At 67.4% G+C, this 14,479-nt stretch carries 11 protein-coding genes; 9 read left to right on the forward strand and 2 right to left on the reverse strand.

The window, feature by feature from the left end; all coding sequences use genetic code 11:
- The first annotated feature begins 9 nt into the window (after nt 1-9).
- The 3 genes from AB0M65_RS27195 to AB0M65_RS27205 are packed head-to-tail and all read left to right on the forward strand — an operon-like array spanning nt 10 to nt 2,458.
- Nucleotides 10-738 (forward strand): response regulator transcription factor, encoded by a 729-nt coding sequence (locus AB0M65_RS27195; RefSeq protein WP_364033264.1) that lies wholly within the window; start codon nt 10-12, stop codon nt 736-738.
- Nucleotides 735-2,075, forward strand: coding sequence for an ATP-binding protein (locus AB0M65_RS27200; protein WP_364033267.1), 1,341 nt, complete (start codon nt 735-737; stop codon nt 2,073-2,075). Before AB0M65_RS27195 ends, AB0M65_RS27200 begins: the two co-directional genes overlap by 4 nt.
- Nucleotides 2,069-2,458: an NUDIX domain-containing protein gene (locus AB0M65_RS27205; protein ID WP_364033270.1), complete on the forward strand. Its 390-nt coding sequence runs from the start codon at nt 2,069-2,071 to the stop codon at nt 2,456-2,458. Before AB0M65_RS27200 ends, AB0M65_RS27205 begins: the two co-directional genes overlap by 7 nt.
- 260 nt (nt 2,459-2,718) lie before the next feature.
- On the opposite strand, the gene trpS is transcribed toward AB0M65_RS27205, so the two are convergent.
- Entirely contained in the window at nt 2,719-3,684 is a 966-nt protein-coding gene (gene trpS, locus AB0M65_RS27210; RefSeq protein ID WP_364033273.1) for a tryptophan--tRNA ligase, read from the reverse strand.
- Nucleotides 3,685-4,083: 399 nt separating this feature from the next.
- Here trpS and AB0M65_RS27215 point away from each other — a divergent pair, with 399 nt between their 5' ends.
- Nucleotides 4,084-4,383, forward strand: coding sequence for a YciI family protein (locus tag AB0M65_RS27215; RefSeq protein WP_364033276.1), 300 nt, complete (start codon nt 4,084-4,086; stop codon nt 4,381-4,383).
- Nucleotides 4,384-4,768: 385 nt separating this feature from the next.
- On the forward strand, nt 4,769-6,691 hold the full coding sequence (gene typA, locus AB0M65_RS27220; protein WP_364033279.1) for a translational GTPase TypA: 1,923 nt from the start codon (nt 4,769-4,771) through the stop codon (nt 6,689-6,691).
- 159 nt (nt 6,692-6,850) lie between these two features.
- Here typA and AB0M65_RS27225 read toward each other — a convergent pair whose 3' ends face one another.
- Nucleotides 6,851-8,224: an MFS transporter gene (locus AB0M65_RS27225; RefSeq protein ID WP_364033282.1), complete on the reverse strand. Its 1,374-nt coding sequence runs from the start codon at nt 8,222-8,224 to the stop codon at nt 6,851-6,853.
- A 229-nt stretch (nt 8,225-8,453) separates the two neighbouring features.
- Between AB0M65_RS27225 and AB0M65_RS27230 the strand changes: the two genes are divergently transcribed.
- The 4 genes from AB0M65_RS27230 to AB0M65_RS27245 all read left to right on the forward strand — a co-directional run bounded on the left by AB0M65_RS27230 (nt 8,454) and on the right by AB0M65_RS27245 (nt 14,379).
- Nucleotides 8,454-10,163: an ABC transporter family substrate-binding protein gene (locus AB0M65_RS27230; RefSeq protein ID WP_364033294.1), complete on the forward strand. Its 1,710-nt coding sequence runs from the start codon at nt 8,454-8,456 to the stop codon at nt 10,161-10,163.
- Between the two features lie 287 nt (nt 10,164-10,450).
- Complete coding sequence (locus tag AB0M65_RS27235) at nt 10,451-12,253, forward strand: ABC transporter family substrate-binding protein (RefSeq protein WP_364033285.1); 1,803 nt, start codon at nt 10,451-10,453, stop codon at nt 12,251-12,253.
- 181 nt (nt 12,254-12,434) lie between these two features.
- Nucleotides 12,435-13,451: an ABC transporter permease gene (locus AB0M65_RS27240; protein WP_364033297.1), complete on the forward strand. Its 1,017-nt coding sequence runs from the start codon at nt 12,435-12,437 to the stop codon at nt 13,449-13,451.
- A gap of 1 nt (nt 13,452) precedes the next feature.
- Nucleotides 13,453-14,379, forward strand: coding sequence for an ABC transporter permease (locus tag AB0M65_RS27245; RefSeq protein WP_364033300.1), 927 nt, complete (start codon nt 13,453-13,455; stop codon nt 14,377-14,379).
- Nucleotides 14,380-14,479: the final 100 nt, after the last annotated feature.

Here is a 14,479-nt window from a genome sequence, read left to right on the forward strand (position 1 = left end):
AAACCGTGAATGATGAGGACCGTGAAACCTCGAGTACTGGTGGTCGACGACGAGCCCGGCGTGCGCAAGGCGCTGCTGCGCGGCCTGCGCGCGGAGGACATGGACGTGGTCACGGCGGCCGACGGGCCCAGCGGCCTGCGGCTCGCGCAGACGGGTTCGTTCGACGTCGTCCTGCTCGACATCATGCTTCCGGGTCTTTCCGGCTACCGCGTGCTCGAACGGCTGCGTGCGCTCGGCGTCACCACGCCGGTGCTGATGATCTCCGCGAAGGACGGCGAGGTCGACCAGGCCGACGGTCTCGACCTCGGCGCCGACGGGTACCTCGTGAAGCCGTTCTCGTTCGTCGTGCTGGTCGCGCAGGTGCGCGCGGTACTGCGGCGGACGTCGCCGGACGCGATCCGCGGGCCGCTGCGGATCGGCGCGCTCGAAGTCGACCGGAGCCTGCGGCAGGTCCGCTACGACGGCGTCGAGGTGGCGTTCAGCCCGCGTGAGTTCGCGCTGCTGGAGGTACTGGCCGGCCGGGCGGGCACGGTGGTGACCAAGGACGAGCTGCTGCGTGCGGTCTGGGGTGACGAGCAGGCCGCCACCCGCAACGTCGTCGAGGTCTACGTCGGTTACGTGCGCCGCAAACTCGACGCGGCCGGCGCGGGCGCGCTGGTCAGGACCGTGCGCGGGCACGGCTATCTCGCTTCGGACGCGCAGCTCGACGAAGTGATCACCCCGGCGGGACAGGGGTGATCGGCTCCCCGTCTTGGTGGCGCCGCCGTTCGCTCCAGGTCCGGATCACCCTCCTCGCGGCCGCCGTCACACTGGGGTTCCTGCTCGGGCTGGCCGCGGTCGCCGGGGACAACCTTCAGTCGCTGCTCATCGATTCGGTCGACAAGGAACTCGGTGCCCAGCTGAGCACCGCGATCGGTGACGTCGCCGCGGGGCGCGCGCTGACGGCGTCGGCCGTCACCGTCCGGGTGCTCGACACCGGCGGCGGCCCGGTGGACGGCCTGCCGCCCGCGAAGCTCGGGCAGACGGACGTCCGTGCGCTGAAGGCCGGGGAGCCAATCACGACCGACGGTGAACACAGCTGGCGCTGGGCGGGGACCGTGGTCACCGCGCCCGACGGGCAGCAACGGCTGGTCGTCGCGGGCGCGGGTCTGGTCGGCTTCGCCGCCGCCGTGCACTCGGGTGGGCGCTGGCTGTTCGTGGTCGCTTCCGTCGGCGCGGTGGGTGCGGGGGTCGCGACCTGGCTGCTGGTGCGGTTCGCGCTGCGGCCGGTGGCGAGGATGCGTGGCTCGGTGCGTGCGCTCCCGCCGGGTGCCCGGCTGCCGCTGCCCGATTCCCATGACGAACTCCGCGCGCTGGCCGAGGAGTTCAACGCGTTGCTGGCGCGGCAGGAGGAGGCCGCCGAGCGGCTGCGGCGGTTCACCGGCGACGCCGCGCACGAACTGCGGTCGCCGGTCGCGTCGATCCGCGTGCAGGCCGAAGTCGCCGTCGCCAACCCGGATCCCGAACTCTCCCAGGAAACGCTGTCCGACGTCCTCGAAGAGGCGGAACGGCTTTCGGCGTTGCTCGACGGGCTGCTGGCGCTGGCGAGGTCGGACGCGGGGGAGGTGCCGCCCGCGGAGCCGGTCGAGCTGGTGAGCGAGGTGCGCGCGGCGGTCGCGCGGATGCCTGACGGCGCGCCGGAGATCCGGGTGAGCGGCACGGTCGGCACGGCGTGGGCGCTGGCCACGCACGCCGAGGTCGAGCTGGTGCTGAGCAATCTGCTGCGGAACGCCTGCCGGTACGCGCGCGGGGAGATCGTGGTGTCGGTGCTCGGGTCGCGGTCCACCGTGCGGGTGGTGGTCGACGACGACGGGCCGGGGATCGCGCCGGAGCACCGGGAGCGGGTTTTCGACCGGTTCTATCGCGTTTCCGATTCGCGGGCGCGGTCTTCCGGCGGTACCGGGCTGGGGCTGGCGATGGTCGCCGAGGCCGTCCGGCGCCGTGGTGGCCGGGTGCGGGTCGGCGAATCACCGGATGGCGGAGCGCGCTTCCAGATCGTCTGGCAGGCGGCGCGCCCTAGGGTGAGCGCGTGGTGATCGTGGGTGCCGCCATCGTGCGGAACGGACAGTTGCTGGCGCAGCAGCGGGCTTGGCCCGCCGACCACGCCGGGCAATGGGAACTGCCGGGCGGACGGGTCGAGGACGGCGAAGGCGACGAGGCCGCTTTGGCGCGGGAATGCCTGGAGGAACTCGACGTCGCGGTGACGGTCGGTGGCCGGGTCGGCGACGACGTCCCGCTGCCGGGTGGGAAGGTGCTGCGGATCTACGCCGCCTCGCTGGTCTCGGCAGGCGACGAGCCACGCGCGGTGGAACACAAGGACGTCCGGTGGATCACCGCCGCCGACCTCGACGACCTCGACTGGCTGCCCGCGGATCGGATCTTGCTGCCCGCCCTTCGCACCCTGCTCGGAGGTCCGTGAAGGACTCCTTCCCGACCCTCGAAGCAGGGACCCGGCAAAGTCGGGATCTTGAGGTCAGGTGGCTGTTGGTCGCTGCGTGAGGCTGCCGCTGAGGTTCATGTACTTGACACTCCCGGAACCTGGCACACCCCCCCAACCGTTGCAGGCACCAGCGATGCCAAGTCCGCACTACCAAGAACAACACTGACCAGCAGCTCCACGACTTTGCCGGGACTCCTTCCCGACCCTCGAAGCAGGGAAGGAGTCCTTCACGGACTTCGTCAGCCTGCCCCGATGAGGCGGAGGGCGGACTGGAGCCGGTGTTCGCCCCGCTCCGCGGCCCGGACGGCACCCGCCTTGCGGACCCGCTCCAACTCACCCGGGTCGGCCAGCAGTGCCAGCGCCCGCTCCCGTACCGGCCGCAGTTCCTCGATGAGTGCCTCGGCAACGGCCTCTTTCACCTGACCGTAGGAGTCGTACCGGTCGGCAAGGACCTCCGGTTTCTCCTGGACACACGCCGCGAGGATGTCCAGCAGGTTCGCCATCCCCGGCCGGGTTTCCGGCGCGTACGCGGGCTTCGAACCGCCGTCGGTCACCGCGCGTTTCACCTTCCGCCGGACCTGGTCGGCCTCGTCGAGGACGAAGACGACCCCGGCTTCTTCCCGCGTCGATTTCGACATCTTCCGCGTCGGCACGGCCAGGTCCATGATCCGCGCCCCGGCGGGCGGCAGTACCGCCTTCGGCATGGTGAACACGTCGCCGTAGGTGGAGTTGAACCGCTTCGCCAGCGTTCTCGCCAGTTCGACGTGCTGCCGCTGGTCCTCACCGACCGGGACCTCGCCCGCGCCCTGCAACAGGATGTCCGCCGCCATCAGCACCGGATAGGTCAGCAGGGACAGCCGGACACCGGCGCGGCCCTTCGACTTCTCCTTGAACTGGATCATCCTGGCGGCTTCGCCGTAGTTGCAGGTGCACTCCAGCACCCAGTTGAGCGCACCCAGCTCACGGGCGATGTCGGACTGCACGAACACGCGGTCCGGGTCGATCCCGGCCGCGATCAGCACGGCCAGCTGCTCGGACGCCATGGAACGCAGTTTCGCGGGGTTGTGCGACGTCGTCATGGCGTGCAGGTCGGAGACGAAGTAGAGGTCGTCCGGCCCGCCTTCGTCAGCCCAGCGCCGGATGGCCCCCAGGTGGTTCCCGACGTGGACGTGGCCGGACGGGGTGATCCCGGACAACCTGATCATCTGCCTTCTTCCTTCCGGATTCGGGCCGCCCCAGGTTCCGGGCACGAAAAAGGCCGCCCGGTGGGGCGGCCTGGGGATGCGCTGGTGGTGTCTCAGCGCACGACTGCGGGGCCGCCGGAGGGCGGCCACCACTGGGCTTTCTGCGTGCGCACCCGGTGATCGTACCTCCCCCGCCGGTGCCCTGTCTTCATCCCCGCGAGTAGTCCTCTAGTTGCGGTACACGCACACGCAACTACCGCGAGTAGTCCTCTGGTTGCGGTAGTTCGACGTCGAATGACCGCAACCCGAGGACTACTTGCGAAGGCGTATTTCACTCATTCCGGGCGCGGAGCGTCAACACTTCATATCGGCTGACGCAGTACGCCCGTCACATTGGCGATCCGGGTCTACCTTCAACCCATGTTTGTCGTACTGCTGAACTACATCGCACCCATCGAAGAAATCGACTATGTGCTCCCGGATCACGCCGACTGGCTGACCAAGCAGTATCAGCACGGGCATTTCCTCGCCTCCGGCAGGCGCAACCCGCGGGTCGGCGGCGTCATCATCACCAGGCCCATGGCCAGGGGAAAGCTGGACGCGCTCCTCGCGACCGACCCGTTCTGTGTCAAACATATGGCCAAGTACGAGGTGATCGAATTCTCGCCGACCCGGACCGCTCCGGAACTGCGGGCGGTCAACGAGGCGGTGGTGCACTGAACGGTACCGAACAGTGCGGCCTAAGCCGCTTTCGCGATCTTCGCTTTCGCCTTTTTCAGGGCGAGAACGGGACATTTTCCGCATCGTGACTTGGAGCGACAGCATTTCTTCTTGACCTTGCCGGACTTCATCCACTTGCGTACGAGCTTGTGTGGGTCGTCGGGTTTTTTCTTGCCCACTCGCGCTCCTCGTCGGACTTCGTCGGCGACGCCTCGCCTCGGCCAACACGTTAGGTGAGGCTAACCGATCTTGGGGCGTGGGGGTGCTCACAGTTCGGCTACAGGTATCCTGGTGTGGTCCGCGTATGGGCCAAAGTCGGCCAGGCGTGTCTCGAATGTGCGAGCGCGGGCACCACACCCGAACTTGAAACCTTTGGAGCCTTCGCGTGCCCGCAGCCAGCGCCACCGCAGTCGATGCCGGCCGCCATTCCGGCAAGACCCGGCCCGACCTGCGCAACGTCGCCATCGTCGCACACGTCGACCACGGCAAGACCACCCTCGTCGACGCCATGCTCCGGCAGTCCGGCGCCTTCGAGGAACGCGCCGAACTCGTCGACCGCGTGATGGACTCCGGAGAGCTCGAGCGGGAAAAGGGCATCACCATTCTCGCGAAGAACACCTCCATCCACCGCGAGACCGAGAACGGCCCGGTGACCATCAACGTCATCGACACCCCCGGCCACGCCGACTTCGGCGGCGAGGTCGAACGCGGCCTCGCCATGGTCGACGGCGTCGTCCTGCTGGTGGACGCCAGCGAGGGCCCGCTCCCGCAGACCCGCTTCGTGCTGCGCAAGACCCTCGAAGCAGGCCTGCCGGTGATCCTCGTGGTCAACAAGACCGACCGTCCCGACGCCCGGATCTCCGAGGTCGTCGAGGAGACCCACGACCTGCTGCTCGACCTGGCGGGTGACATCGAGGACGCCGACCTGGACGCGATCCTCGACCTGCCGGTCGTGTTCGCCTCCGCGCGTGCCGGCAAGGCGGGCCTCGAACAGCCCGCCGACGGCGCGGTGCCCGAGAGCGAGAACCTCGACCCGCTGTTCGAGACCCTGATGCGTCACGTGCCGCCGCCCTTCGCGGACCGTGAGGGCCCGCTGCGCGCGCTGGTCACCAACCTCGACGCGTCGAACTTCCTCGGCCGTATCGCGCTGATCCGCATCCACTCCGGCAACCTCCGCAAGGGCCAGACCGTGGCCTGGATGCGTGAGGACGGCACCATCCAGAACGTCCGGATCTCCGAACTGCTCGTCACCGAGGCGCTCACCCGCGTCCCGGCGACCGAGGCCAGCGCGGGCGAACTGGTCGCCATCGCCGGTATCCCCGAGATCACCATCGGCGACACCCTCGCCGACGTCGAAAACCCCGAGGCACTGCCCCGGATCGCCGTCGACGAGCCCGCCATCTCGATGACCATCGGGGTCAACACCTCGCCGCTGGCAGGCCGCAGCGGTGGCGACAAGGTCACCGCGCGGCTGGTCAAGGCCCGCCTGGACCAGGAACTGATCGGTAACGTCAGCATCAAGGTTTTGCCGACCGAGCGCCCCGACACCTGGGAAGTCCAGGGCCGTGGTGAGCTGGCGCTGGCGATCCTCGTCGAGCAGATGCGCCGTGAGGGCTTCGAGCTGACCGTCGGCAAGCCGCAGGTGGTCACCCGGATGATCGACGGCAAGCTGCACGAGCCGTTCGAGCGTCTGTCGATCGACTCCCCGGAGGAGCACCTCGGCGGCATCACGCAGCTCCTGGCCGCCCGCAAGGGCCGCATGGAGCATATGGGCGGGCACGGCTCGGGCCGTATCAAGCTCGACTACGTCCTCCCGGCGCGTGGCCTGATCGGCTTCCGCACCGACTTCCTCACCGAGACCCGCGGCACCGGTATCGCGAACCACGTGTTCGAGGGGTACTTCCCGTGGGCAGGCGAGATCCGCACCCGCCACTCCGGTTCCTTGGTCGCCGACCGCTCCGGCCCGATCACCGCGTACGCGATGATCCAGCTGGCCGACCGCGGCACCTTCTTCGTCGAGCCGGGTGCCGAGGTGTACGAGGGCATGGTCGTCGGCGAGAACCCGCGCGCGGAGGACCTCGACATCAACATCACCAAGGAGAAGAAGCTGACGAACATGCGTCAGTCCTCCGCCGACGTGATGGAGACGCTGGCCCGCCCGCGCAAGATGGGCCTGGAAGAGGCGCTGGAGTTCTGCTCCGTCGACGAATGCGTCGAGGTCGCCCCGGACGTCGTCCGTATCCGCAAGGTCACGCTGGACGTCAACCAGCGCGCCAAGGAGCGGAACAAGATGAAGAACCGGGGCTGACCCCAGCCGAACGCCCGAAGAGGCGCTTCCTCACGGTGAGTGAGGGGGCGCCTCTTCGGCGTTTCGAAGCCTTACGGGTTGACTCTCGGTAGTCATTCACGTTCTTAATGTGAGAGATCGGTTTTTCCGGCGCATTTCCCGTTCCTTTTTGGACGGTGTTCACAACGCCGGAACGGCTTCCCGTCGTGGCGAGAGGACGGCCGCGCAGACCGTGCCGAGAACGCCGACACAACTCAGCGCGAAACAAACGATCCGAAATGCGTCCGTATAGGACTCGCCGGAGAGCCGTCCGCCGGTAATCGAAGCGAGAACGGTACCGACAACCGCGATCGCGATCGTTTCCGTCGCCAATCGCGCGGTGGTGAACATTCCGGCGGCCGTTCCGGAATGTTCCGGGCTTACGGAACTGATTGCCAAACCGTCGAGCAAACCCATCGTCAAACCCGTCCCCGCACCGACCAGAACGAGCGGCGCGAGCAACGAGAGCACCCCGGCCGACGCGTTCATGGTCATCAGCAGAAACGCACCCGCCCCGCTCGTCGCCACCGCGCCCGCGACGAACCACGCCGTCGGCAGCCGCCGCGCCAGCGCGGCCCCCACGGTCGGGAACAGCACGGTCGGCGCGGTGAGCATCAGCAGCCACAGCCCGGCTTCCCCGGCGCCGAGCCCGACGACCTCGATCAGGTAGGACGGCAGGTAGACCAGCAGCGGCACCAGGATGGTCACCAGCGCACCCGCCGCGACGGCGAGCGAGGTGAAGCCGCGGTTGGCCAGCAGCCCGAGGTCGAACAGCGGATCCGCGCGCCGCCGCTCCACCACGGGGAAGGCCGCCGCGAGGACGACGGCCAGCACCAGGCCGCCGACGACGAGCGGATGCCCGAAGCCGAGTTCTCCCGCTTCGACCAGTCCGAAGATCAGCAGCATGATCGCGCCGGTGAAGAGCGCGGCACCCGGCAAGTCGATCCGGCGCCCGGCGGTACCGCGAACGGACGGCAGAAGCGGCGTCAGGGCCAGTACGACGGCGGCCACGGCGGCCGGGGCGCCGAAGACGGCCCGCCAGCCCAGCAGATCGACGAGCAGGCCGCCGATCGACGGTCCGAAGGCGAGCCCGATCCCGAGCACCGTCCCGACCAGACCGAACGCCCTCGTCCGCGCCGCGCCGTGGAAGGTCTCGGTGAGGATCGCCAGCCCGCCGGTCACCGCCGCCGCGGCCCCCGTCCCGGCGATCAGGCGGACGACGTCGAGTACGACGATGTTCCCGGCGACCGTGCTCGCGATCCCGCCGCCGACGAAAAGCGCCAGCCCGGCCACGTAGATCCGGCGTCTGCCCAGCACGTCGGCCAGAGAGCCCGCGAAGACCAGGAAACTCGCGAAGCAGGCGTTGTAGCCGTTGACGACCCACTGGGTGGCCGCGAGGCCCGCGTCCAGGTCGTTCGCGATGTCGGTCAGTGCGACCGACGCCCCCGTGATGGTCAGCGGGAAGGTGAACGTGGACATGAGCACGATCACGAGGACGAGCGCGCGGTTGGTCACCACGGCAAGCTAGCGGCCGGCTGCTTCGCGCGGCTAAACGTTTTCCCGGGCCTTGGACGGGAACCTCACCGGGCTTCCGCACGTCCACCGGATGGGGGACAGCGGCCGGTCGCGCGGCGACCGGGCCGATATGGGAATCTCGCAGCGGCGGTTCAGGTCATCGTGGCAGCATGGCGAGGGAAAAAACCGGGAGGAATCAGGCGTGCGGGTAGCGAACACAGCGGCGCCCATGCTGGCGTGCGCGGCCGTGCTCCTCGCAGCTTGCAGCAACACTCCACCGCCACCCGTGGTCAGCTCGTCGGCCTCGCCGGTGAGCACCTCGACCACGAAGACGCCTTCGCAGGTCGTCGTGGGTGTCGACGACGTTCTCGGCGGCTACAACCCGCACAACCTCGCCGACGCCTCACAGGTGACTTCGGCACTCTCGCAGCTTCTGCTCCCGTCGGTGTTCCGCCCGAAGGACGACGGCAGCGTCGAGCTCGACAAGAACCTCATGAAGTCGGCCGAGGTCATCTCACAGCAGCCGTTCACGGTCGCGTACACGATCCGGCCGGACGCCTCCTGGTCGGACAGCGCGCCGATCGCCGCCGAGGACTTCGCGTACCTGCGTGAGGCGATGCGCGACCAGCCAGGCGTCATCGGCGCCGCGGGCTACCGGCTGATCTCCGACATCCAGTCGCGTGAAGGCGGCAAACGGGTCGAGGTCACCTTCGGCAAGCCGTACCCGGGCTGGCAGACGCTGTTCGCGAACCTCCTGCCGGCACATCTGCTCAAGGACGCCCCGAGTGGCTGGCAGGGCGCGCTCGCGACCACCTTCCCGGCCGTCGCCGGGCCCTACTCGATCAAGAGCCTCGACACCGCGCGCGGAGAGGTCATCCTGGAGCGCAACGAACGCTACTGGGAGAAACCCTCCGCACTGGACCGGATCGTGCTCCGTGCGGGCGATCAGGACGGCACACTGGCCGCCCTGCGCAGTGGCAACGACCAGTTCGTGATGACCAGGACCGACGGCACCGGCCTCAAACGGCTCGGCGAACTGGGCTCGGCCGTGCGACTCCACACGGTCGCCAGGCCGACGGTCGCCCAGCTCCTCCTGCGGCCGGTCAGCTCGACGCTGTCGGACGCCAAGGTGCGCGAAGGCGTCACCGCGTTGATCGACCGCGGCAAGCTGATCACCGAGGCCGCGGAGGGCGGCCCGTCGGACAAGCTCCACGCCGACGCGCAGGCCCGCGTCCCGTCTGCCACCGGCTTCCAGCCGACGATCCCGGCACCCGGCCCGCCGTCCGCGGCCGATCCGGCCAAGGGCGAGGAACTGCTCAAATCCGCCGGGTACACCAAGGAAGCCGGGACCTGGCGCAAGAACGGCAAGAACCTTTCGCTGGTCGTCGCCTCGCCTGCCAAGCAGGAGCCCTACGCGACGATCGCCAAGGAGCTCACGGCGCAACTGGTGGCCGCGGGGATCGAGGTCAACGCGATCGCGCCGCAGCCGAGGGAGCTCTTCTCGACCCTCCTCGCCATGCCGGTGCTGAACGGCGTGCAGCAGACGACGCCGGAGGGCGCGGGCAACGTCGGCATCGACATCGCGGTGGTCGGCCAGGCCACCGGCGGCGCGGACGTCGCCTCGGTACTGGCGTCGGCCTTCGGCTGCCGCCCCGATCAGCTCACCGACAAGACCAAGGCCGTGGTGCCGTCGAACCCGCTGGGCTTCTGCGACCCGGCCCTGCAGCCGTCGATCGACGCCGCACTGACCGGCACCACCCCGGTGGCGGACGCGCTTTCGACCCTCGAACCGGAATTGTGGCGCCGGAATGTTGCCATTCCGTTGTTCCAGCTGGCCGATACCCTCGCCATCGGCTCTGGTATTTCCGGAGTAACCGCAGGTCCTCCTATGGTGGGCCCTTTCGGGTCCGCGGTGAACTGGACGCGGGGTCCGAAGTAGCCGATTCGGGTCCAAGTTCGACCCGGAGGCGTGACGTTTCCCGGCACGTTCGAGTGGCGGACTGATTCCTCCAGGTAACCAATGTATTTCTCGATGTCAGCCGCAAGTTACCCTTTGGTCACGATCGCCCCGGAAGTGGTGACTGTTCGTGCATTTCCTTTCTAGCGTGCACCCGCAGTGCGCCAAATGAGTGTTGCTTGGCGTGTCATAGGCTCCGGGCCATCTCACCGGAGCGGTGTGGGGTCCTGTTCCGATCTCAGGAACCCAGTGCTAGGAGGGCACACTTCATGAGGAAGTCCAAGGCAGTCTCCGCCTGGTCGCTGGTCGCGGCCTCCGCGCTTGTGCTGAGCGCATGCAGCGGTGGCGACAGCGGCAGTCCCGACCAGAACGGGTCGTCGACCGACATCAAGGCCATGGCGCTTGGCAAGGCGCAGAACGGCGAAAACTTCAAGCTCGCGGACACCCCGGGGTACGAAGGCACCGTCACGGTGGGCATCGACGACGGGTACTCGGGCTACAACAACGACACGCCCGACACCAACACGTCGTACAACACCTACATCCTGACGGCCGTGCTCGCCGGCGCCGATGTGCTCGACGGCAACAACAAGGTGCTGCTGAACAACGACGTGTTCGACTCCTGGGAGGTCACCTCCAAGGAGCCGCAGACGGTCGTTTACAAGATCAAGCCGAACGTCAAGTGGTCCGACGGCGAAGCGTTCGACTGCGATGACATGTACCTGTCGTGGCTGTCGCACAACGGTGGCGCCAAGGGCCCAGACGGCAAGCAAGCCTTCCTCGCCGCTTCGACGACCGGCTACCAGCTGATCAACTCGGCGGTCTGCAAGGACGACCTGACCTTCGAGACCAAGTACACCGAGCCGTACCTGGACTACAAGGGTCTGTTCAACTCGACCGCGATCATGCCGGCGCACATCGTCGAGAAGAACGCGAACATCCCCGACATCACGAAGCTGACCCTCACCGGTGACCCGGCCCAGATCAAGGCGGCCGGCGACTTCTGGACGAACAAGTTCAAGCAGTTCGACCCGGCCCTGATGCCGGCTTCGGGCCCGTACAAGATCGAAGCGTTCGACGCCAACCAGAAGGCCGTCACGCTCGTGAAGAACCCGAAGTGGATCGGTGGCAAGGGTGGCCCCTCCAAGATCGTCGTGAAGGCGATGGAGGACACCAAGGCCATGGCGACCGCGCTGCAGAACGGTGAGATCGACGTCGCCGCTTCGACCCAGCCCGACGCCACCGCCGCCGGCACCCTGAAGGGCCTCTCCGCCCAGGGCGTCACCTACGGTTCGGCTTCGCAGCTGACGTTCGAGCACATCGACCTCAACTACAAGCGCATGTTCAAGGACAAGGCGCTGCGCAAGGCGTTCTTCGAGGTCGTCAACCGCTCGGAGATCACCGACAAGCTGCTCAAGGAAGTCCAGGCGGACGCCACGCCGCTGAACAGCATCGTGTTCTTCCCGGGTGAGCCCGGCTTCAAGGACCAGTACAGCAGCAAGGCCGGTCTCGGCGCCGAGGCCGCGGCCAAGACGCTGACCGAAGCCGGTTGGGCCAAGGGCCCGGACGGCATCTTCGCCAAGGGCGGCCAGCGCGCGTCGTTCAAGATCTCGCACAACCAGAACACCCGCCGCCAGCAGACCGTCGAGATCATCATCTCGCAGGCCAAGGCAGCCGGTCTTGAGATCACGGACGACCAGGACGCCAACTTCCTGAAGGGTGGCCGTCTCGCGGCCAGCGACTACGACGCCGCGCTCTTCGGCTGGTCCTCCGCTCCGTTCAAGGCCGAGCAGAAGTCGATCTACATCACCCGTGTCGACGACAGCAGCCAGAACTACCAGGGGCTGTCCAACCCGACGATCGACTCCTCCTTCGAGGCGGCCGTGAAGGCCACCGACGAGGCTGTCCAGCTGGAGAGCTACCAGAAGGCCGACGCGGCGCTCGCGGACGAGTACGCGACCCTGCCGCTGTTCCAGACCCCGTCCATGTGGGCGTTCAAGGGCATCGACCGCACTTACATGCAGTCGTACAACGGTGTCCTGTGGAACGCCGGTGAGTGGGAGAAGAAGTAGGGCTCAGCCCCACTTTTTCACCTCTCGCTTAAGCGATCCTGGTGGTAGGGGGGCCCGGCCACAAGCCGGGCCCCCGTACCCGCCGGAAGTAGCTGTTGACCGTAGGGTTACCGCCACTACGGTGGACAACCGGGCAGCGGTCCAGCACTTCGGCGGCCAGGCCCGGATGAGGAGCAGTTCGTTGAACCTGGTGATCTACATTCTTCGCCGTCTGGCGATATCGATTCCCGTCCTGCTGGTCGGGACTTTCCTGTGTTTCATCATGGTCGCCGGCACCGGCGACCCGCTGGCCGAGCTGAAGAGCAACCCGGCCATGAACCCGCAGGTACTGGCGGAGACGGCGTCGCGGCTCGGGCTCGACCAGGGCATCATTCCCCGGTACTTCTCGTGGCTCGGCAACTTCGTCACCGGCGACTGGGGCGTTTCCATCGCGCAGGGCAACGCGCAGGCCCCGGTGTTCCCGAAGGTCATGGCCGCGTTCGAGGTCACCCTGAAACTCGTGGTCGGCGCCGAGATCCTCGCGCTGATCCTCGGCGTGCTCGTCGGTGTGGTCGCGGCGGTCAAGCAGTACTCGATCCTCGACTACGTCGCCACCACGCTGGCGTTCCTGCTGTTCTCGATGCCGATCTTCTGTGTCGCCATCGTGCTCAAGCGGTACGCGATCGAGTTCAACGGCTGGGTGCGCGACCTGGGATTGTCCGATGTGCTCGGTAATCCCTGGATTCGCACCACGAGTCCGGAATCACTGAATCTGGACGGGCCGGGCGGCTTCCTGGCTAGTTATATCGGTGCGTACCTGCTGCCGACGCTGTCCATCATGGCGATCAGCTTCGCCGCGTACAGCCGGTTCCAGCGCGCTTCGATGCTGGAGACGCTGAACGCCGACTACGTGCGGACCGCGCGGGCCAAGGGCCTCGGCAACGGCCGGGTCATCTTCCGGCACGCGTTCCGGAACGCGCTCATCCCGGTGACCACGCTGTTCTCCGTCAACTTCGGTGCCGTGCTCTCGGGCGCGATCATCACCGAGACGGTGTTCAACTGGAACGGCATGGGCAAGCTGCTCGTAGAAGCCGTCATCAAGAGCGATACGCAGGTGATGATGGGCTGGCTGGTGCTCATCGCCAGCAGCATCATCATCGCCAACCTGATCGCCGACCTGATGTACGGCATCCTGGACCCGAGGATTCGCGTTGGCTGACTTGAACTCCCTCATCGAGGCGGACGACTCCGCGGCCGCCGCCGAAGGCAAACTTCCCCCGGAAGCGATGCCCGAGCCCCGGAGCCAGGGCAAACTGGTCCTGCGTAAGTTCCTCCGGCACAAGCTCGCCATGATCTGCACGGCAGTGCTGCTGCTCCTCGTGCTGACCGTGCTGATCATGCCGATCTTCTGGCCGTACAGCTACGAAGACAGCTCCTTCCCGTCTTTCGCCAAGCCCAGCGGGGATTACCCGCTCGGGACGACGCAGGTCGGCAAGGAGATGGTGTCGCAGATCCTGCGCGGCACCCAGTACTCGCTGCTGATCGCGCTCGTCGTGTCGATCCTCGCCACCACCATCGGCACCATTTTCGGTGCCATGGCCGGCTACCTGCGCGGCTTCACCGACTCCGCGATCTCACGCGTGACGGACCTGTTCCTGATCGTCCCGCAGATCGCCGCCGCCGCCATCCTGGCGAAGGTGGCCGGTGGCGGCAGCTGGTACATCGTCGCGATGGTGCTGGCGGCCTTCGGCTGGATGCCGATCGCCCGTATCGCCAGGGCCGAAGCGATGTCGCTGTCCCAGCGGGAATTCGTGGACGCCGCTCGCGCGTCCGGCGCCGGGACCTTCCACATCGTGTTCAAGCACCTGGTGCCGAACATGGTCGGCCTGATCACGGTGAACGCGACCCTCGCGGTCGCGCAGGCCGTGCTGATCGAGGCGGCGCTGTCCTTCATCGGACTGGGGGTGCAGCTGCCGGACACCTCACTCGGCCGCGTCATCCTCGAGAACTACGCGCAGCTGCAGAACCGGCCGGCGTTGTTCTTCGGCCCGTTCATCGTGCTGGTGCTGATCTCACTGACGATCAACTTCATCGGTGACGGCCTGCGGGACGCTTTCGACCCGCGGCAGCGCCGGATGAAGGCGTAACACCCTCTTTAGCGCGTGAAGGCCCCCTTCCCTCGGCTCAGCCGAGGGAAGGGGGCCGTCACGCGCTTTTGTGCGGAAAGCTTAATTGCTTGACGGAGTG

Source organism: Amycolatopsis sp. NPDC051071 (genome assembly GCF_040682875.1).
GTDB lineage: Bacteria > Actinomycetota > Actinomycetes > Mycobacteriales > Pseudonocardiaceae > Amycolatopsis.